Annotated in this window: 4 protein-coding genes and 2 tRNA genes; 5 read left to right on the top strand and 1 reads right to left on the bottom strand. The window is 69.4% G+C overall.

Annotated elements, in window-relative coordinates; all coding sequences use genetic code 11:
• On the bottom strand, positions 1 to 2,261 hold a 2,261-nt coding region (locus GT042_RS13925; RefSeq protein ID WP_161309021.1), incomplete at its 3' end, for a nitrate- and nitrite sensing domain-containing protein.
• A gap of 576 nt (positions 2,262 to 2,837) precedes the next feature.
• Here GT042_RS13925 and GT042_RS13920 point away from each other — a divergent pair.
• From GT042_RS13920 to GT042_RS13900, 5 genes are all read left to right on the top strand, one after another.
• Positions 2,838 to 3,041: a hypothetical protein gene (locus tag GT042_RS13920; protein ID WP_161309020.1), complete on the top strand. Its 204-nt coding sequence runs from the start codon at positions 2,838 to 2,840 to the stop codon at positions 3,039 to 3,041.
• A gap of 146 nt (positions 3,042 to 3,187) precedes the next feature.
• Positions 3,188 to 3,970: a fumarylacetoacetate hydrolase family protein gene (locus GT042_RS13915; protein ID WP_161309019.1), complete on the top strand. Its 783-nt coding sequence runs from the start codon at positions 3,188 to 3,190 to the stop codon at positions 3,968 to 3,970.
• On the top strand, positions 3,963 to 5,435 hold the full coding sequence (gene gltX, locus GT042_RS13910) for a glutamate--tRNA ligase (RefSeq protein ID WP_161309018.1): 1,473 nt from the start codon (positions 3,963 to 3,965) through the stop codon (positions 5,433 to 5,435). The genes GT042_RS13915 and gltX overlap by 8 nt, the downstream gene beginning before the upstream one ends.
• A 185-nt stretch (positions 5,436 to 5,620) precedes the next feature.
• A tRNA-Gln gene (locus GT042_RS13905) sits at positions 5,621 to 5,692 on the top strand.
• Positions 5,693 to 5,712: 20 nt separating this feature from the next.
• Positions 5,713 to 5,785: transfer RNA gene (locus GT042_RS13900), tRNA-Glu, on the top strand.
• The last annotated feature ends 1 nt before the right edge of the window (position 5,786 follow it).

Genomic DNA, 5,786 nt, shown 5'->3' with positions numbered 1-5,786 from the left:
CCGCCGGGACCGGCGGTGAGGCCGGGACCCGCGGGCGGCCGGCCGGCCACCGGGGCCTGGCCGTTCTGGCCGCCGATGTTCATCCCGGGCTTGCCGACCGGGCCCTTCTTGCCGCCGTGGGCGACGTCGACCGGCAGCATGACCAGCGCGGTCGTACCACCCGAGTCGGAGGGGCGCAGCTGGATCCGGATGCCGTGGCGCAGGGACAGCCGGCCGACCACGAACAGACCCATGCGGCGCGAGACCGAGACGTCCACGGTGGGCGGCGACGCGAGCCGCTCGTTGATCGCCGCGAGGTCCTCGGGCGAGAGGCCGATGCCGGTGTCGTGGATCTCGACCAGCACCCGGCCGTCGGGCAGGGCGTGACCGGTGACCCGGACCTTCGTCTGCGGCGAGGAGAACGACGTCGCGTTCTCCAGCAGCTCGGCGAGCAGGTGCACGAGGTCGTTGACGACTCGTCCCGCGACCTCGGTCGCGGGGACCGAGGCGAGTTCGATGCGCTCGTACTGCTCCACCTCGGAGGCGGCGGCACGGAGCACGTCGACCAGGGGCACGGGCCGGGTCCAGCGACGACCCGGCTCCTCACCCGCGAGGACGAGGAGGTTCTCACCGTTACGGCGCATACGGGTCGCGAGGTGGTCGAGCTTGAACAGCGAGGACAGCTGGTCCGGGTCGGCCTCGCGCGACTCCAGTTCGGAGATGAGCGAGAGCTGACGCTGGATGAGGCCCTGGCTGCGGCGCGAGAGGTTGGTGAACATCGCGTTGACGTTGCCTCGCAGGAGGGCCTGCTCGGCGGCGAGGCGGACGGCCTCGCGGTGCACGTCGTCGAAGGCCGCGGCGACCTGGCCGATCTCGTCCCTGGAGTGCACACCGACCGACTCGACGGAGGTGTCGACGTCCTGCGGGTCCGACTCGGAGAGCGCCTTGACCAGTTCGGGCAGGCGGTCCTGGGCGACCCGGGTGGCCGTGTCCTGGAGCCGGCGCAGCGAGCGGATCATCGCGCGGGCCACCACGAAGGCGCCGACGAGCGAGACCCCGAGGACGAGGAGGATCAGCGCGGCGTTGATGTACGCGTCGCGCTGGGCCTGGTCGCGCAGTTCGCGGGCCTTGCCCTCCATCTCGCCCAGCAGCGTGGCCTCGATGGTCTTCATCGCGTTGATACGGGTCGAGGCCTGGTCGGTCCAGTCCAGGTACGAGCGGTGGGGCTCGTTCTTCAGACCGTCCTGCTGCCCGAGGACCCGGTCCGCGTACTTCTCGGCGGCCTGGATCTCGGGGTTTCCCTGGCCGTTGAGCGGTGCGGTCAGCTCTTCGGCGTTGCCGCCCATCGACTCGTACAGCGAGTTGAAGGACGTGAGGGAGTTCTTCTCCTTGGTGAGCGCGTTCTGACCGTAGAGACGGTCGTTCTCGCTCAGCGTGCCGTCCTTCTTCGGGTCGGCGGGGAGCGCGGCGGCGATGATGGCCCGCTGGATGGACGCGTACTCCTTGGCGGACGAGAACGCGGCCAGCGCGCGGGTCCGCTTGATCATGTCCGGGTTGCTGGTCGCCTGCGCCATGTCCTGCGAGAGGCTCAGCAGCGACTCGATCAGTCCGCTGTACGCGTCGACGGTCAGGGAGTCGGCGCCCTTGGACTGGTAGGCGCCCTGGCGGATCTTGTTGATCTGGTTGACCTGCGTGGCGATCTGGTTGACGTTGGAGCGGATGGACTCCAGCGCCTGGTCGCCGTCGGTGTTGCCGATGTCGACGGTGGCGTCGAGGAAGGCCTTCTTCGCCCGGTCCGTCTTCGTACGGCGGTCCTGGACCTTGAAGTCCGAAGCCGTCGCGCCGTTGGTGAGCGGACCCGCCGACTCGTCCCGCTCGGCCTGGAGCTGCGCCGCGAGGTTGGTCGCTTCCTTGGTCATCTTCGTCAGCAGCTGCATGTGCTCCAGCTGCTGGATCTCGTTCAAGGACTCGTTGATCCGCAGCCCGCCCAGGGTGGTCGCCGCGACCACCGGGAGGGTCAGCAGAGCGACCAGGCGGGTACTGATGCGCCAGTTGCGCAGAAGTATTCGTGAACCGGCGTCGGTCGGCCCCACGGGTTTGGGCGCGGCCGTCCTGCCGTCGCCGACCGGTGCCGCCCCGGGGCGCGCGGCACGGGGGCCGCTCTCGCCCGTCGGTGCCTGGCCCGGGTTCTGGGTGTGCTGGGGCGAGGCACCGCGGTCGGTTCCGCTGCGGGGCTCCTGCTCCGCCGCAGCGCTGCTATCCCTCTTGAAACGTCCCTGCACTAGCGTCGCAACCTCTGGACCAGGCGTCCCACCGCGAAACGGCAGGACGGTGTCGGCGTCGTGGGGCGCAGAACGCTCCCCATGGTGGTCTTGAGTGACCGGCGCTTTACCCCTTCCCCACCGCCACGCGGCGCTGCGATGCGCCCCTGCGCGCCGGCTTGAAACCCGCGGCGGTGGGGGGAATTCCAGCACAGTGCAGGATCTCCAACAAGGGCCGCGTACCGGGCTGTGACCTGTATGACACCGCGTGAGCAGCATGTCACAAGCCGTAGAAAGAGTTCATGGAGGAAAGGGGGCGATTACTGACAGGCTGCTTACGGGTGGGGGGTGTCTGAGTCCGGATGATCAGGAGCGGAATGCAACGTTCAGTAACGCAATGTCCGTTTCGGTGATCTTGAGGCCCTGTCCGGAATGCCCTCAATGCCCGCCCCGTCGTGAGCAAACTCACATGGAGATCGCGGAGGGATCCCCGCTCCGCCGGGGAATCGCGTGTTTAGCCTGACGCTCGACAAGGACGGTTCATCCGACAACCGGCGCTCACGCGCCCCGCACACGCGACAGGGATCCGACACACAGATGAAGACGACGAAACTGTTCCGCAACATCGCCAACCCCCGGCGCACCACGCTGGCGCACCTGAAGGACGCGGGGGAACTCGTACCCACGGAGCGCCCGGAACATCCCGTCACTCTGCCGAACCGCACGGCCAACCCGCGCCGTACGATTTTGATGGACGCTCCGGCGCCCCACAAGGTTCCCGACGCGGAACCCGCCCAGTAGACCCGCCCGGTAGAGGGGTACGGCCCCGGCCCCGGCGGGACCCGGCGGCCCCGGCGGTCGCACGCGAGCGCGTCACCCCGCACCGGCTAGCCTGGAGTGTCAGTCTCCAGCAGGCCAGCAAGTGACAGTGAGGGGCGACAGCACCCGTGCGCATCGCCAGATTCTCCATCGACGGCAATGTCGCCTTCGGCGCGGTCGAGGGCGACGGCGGCGACCCCGCCGGTCTCGTCCTCGACATCATCAGGGGCATTCCGTACACCGACTTCGAGCTCTCCGGCACCAAGGTGCCGCTGAGCAAGGTGCGGCTCCTGCCGCCGGTGCTCCCCAACAAGGTCGTGGCCATCGGCCGCAACTACGCGGAGCACGCGGCGGAGCTCGGCAACGAGGTCCCCGAGGTGCCGGTGGCGTTCTTCAAGCCCACCACCTCCGTGATCGGCTCGGGCGACGCCATCGAGTACCCCTCCTTCTCGAACGACGTGCACCACGAGGCCGAACTGGCCGTCGTGATCGGCCGGCTGTGCCGTGAGGTCCCGCGCGAGCGCGTCAAGGACGTCATCTTCGGCTACACCTGCGCCAACGACGTCACCGCCCGGGACACGCAGAAGACCGAGAAGCAGTGGGCCCGCGCCAAGGGCTTCGACACCTCGTGCCCACTGGGCCCCTGGGTGGAGACCGAACTGGACCCCTCGGACCTCACGATCCAGTGCACGGTCAACGGCGAACAGCGCCAGCTCGGCCGTACGAGCGAGATGGTCCGCTCCATCGAGGACCTGATCGTCCACATCACCGAGGCCATGACACTGCTCCCCGGAGACGTCATCCTCACGGGCACCCCCGCCGGGGTCGGCCCCCTCAGCGTCGGCGACGAGGTCGCCGTCTCCATCGAAGGCATCGGCACTCTCACCAACAGGGTGATCAAGCGTGGTTAACGGCCCCGTCCGTGTTCGTTTCTGTCCGTCCCCGACCGGCAACCCGCACGTGGGCCTGGTCCGCACCGCCCTCTTCAACTGGGCCTACGCCCGCCACACCGGCGGCACCCTGGTCCTGCGCATCGAGGACACCGACGCGGCGCGCGACTCCGAGGAGTCGTACGAACAGCTGCTCGACTCGCTGCGCTGGCTCGGGCTCGACTGGGACGAGGGCCCGGAGGTGGGCGGCCCGCACGCGCCGTACCGCCAGTCGCAGCGGATGGACCTCTACCGCGAGATCGCGGACAAGCTGCTGGCCGCGGGGAACGCGTACCCCTGCTACTGCACCACCGAGGAGCTCGACGAGCGCCGCGCGGCGGCCCGCGCGGCGGGCAGGCCGTCCGGGTACGACGGGCACTGCCGGGACCTGAGCGCGGAGCGGAAGGCGGCGTACGAGGCCGAGGGCCGCACGCACATCGTCCGCTTCCGGATGCCCGACGAGCCGATCACCTTCACGGACCTGGTCCGCGGCGAGCTGACCTTCACCCCGGAGAACGTCCCGGACTACGGCATCGTCCGCGCCAACGGCGCCCCCCTCTACACGCTCGTCAACCCGATCGACGACGCGCTGATGGGCATCACGCACGTCCTGCGCGGCGAGGACCTGCTGTCCTCCACCCCGCGCCAGATCGCCCTCTACCAGGCGCTGACCGCGCTGGGCGTGGCGAAGGGCGTCCCGGCGTTCGGACACCTCCCGTACGTGATGGGGGAGGGCAACAAGAAGCTCTCCAAGCGCGATCCGCAGTCCTCCCTCAACCTCTACCGCGAGCGCGGCTTCCTCCCCGAGGGGCTGCTCAACTACCTCTCGCTGCTGGGCTGGTCGCTCGCCCCCGATCGTGACATCTTCTCCATGGACGAGATGGTCGCCGCGTTCGACATCGCGGACGTCAACGCCAACCCGGCGCGCTTCGACCTCAAGAAGGCCGAGGCGGTCAACGCGGACCACATCAGGCTGCTGGACGTGAAGACGTTCACCGAGGCCTGCGGTCCGTGGCTGCGCGCCCCGCACGCGCCGTGGGCCCCCGAGGCCTTCGACGCGGCGGCCTTCGAGGAGCTGGCGCCGCTGGCCCAGACCCGGCTCACGGTCCTCTCGGACATCACCGCCAACGTCGACTTCCTCTTCCTGGACGAGCCGGCGGAGGACCAGGCGTCCTGGGAGAAGGCGATGAAGCCGGGCGCGGACGCGCTGCTGGCGACGGCCCGTACGAACATCGCCGCGGCGGAGTGGAACGCCGAGGCGCTCAAGAACGCGGTCCTGGCGGCCGGCGAGGAGCACGGCCTCAAGCTGGGCAAGGCGCAGGCGCCGGTACGGGTCGCGGTCACCGGCCGCACGGTCGGGCTGCCGCTCTTCGAGTCGCTGGAGCTGCTCGGCCGCGAGCGGACGCTGGCCCGGATCGACACGGCACTGGCCAAGCTGGCGGCCTGACCGTCTCCTGGCGGGCCGGACGGGCTTCCGGGCCCGTCCGGCTCCCCGGCCCCCCGGGCGCCGATACTCGTTTTGGAGCGCTGCCCGCTGTCGGGTAATGTTCTTCCTGCGCCGCCCGGGAAGGCCGAAAGGTCCGGCCGGGAGGCGCAAGCCAAACAAACCCCCGTAAGGGGGTTGAGTTTTGGTGGGCTATGGTGTAATTGGCAGCACGACGGTTTCTGGTTCCGTTAGTCTAGGTTCGAGTCCTGGTAGCCCAGCGCAGACACCATTCTGCAACGCCCCCGTTGTGTAGCGGCCTAGCACGCTGCCCTCTCACGGCAGTAGCGCCGGTTCGAATCCGGTCGGGGGTAC

Origin of the sequence: Streptomyces sp. SID3212 (assembly GCF_009865405.1) — a bacterium.
GTDB lineage: Bacteria > Actinomycetota > Actinomycetes > Streptomycetales > Streptomycetaceae > Streptomyces.
The sequence above is the reverse complement of the archived record's forward strand: the minus strand, read 5'-3'. Positions and strand labels throughout refer to the sequence as shown.

Bases quoted from the DNA above. Each gene is read 5' to 3' on its own strand.
- GT042_RS13920 (WP_161309020.1), top strand. From the start codon at position 2,838: ATGAAGACGACGAAACTGTTCCGCAACATCGCCAACCCCCGGCGCACC.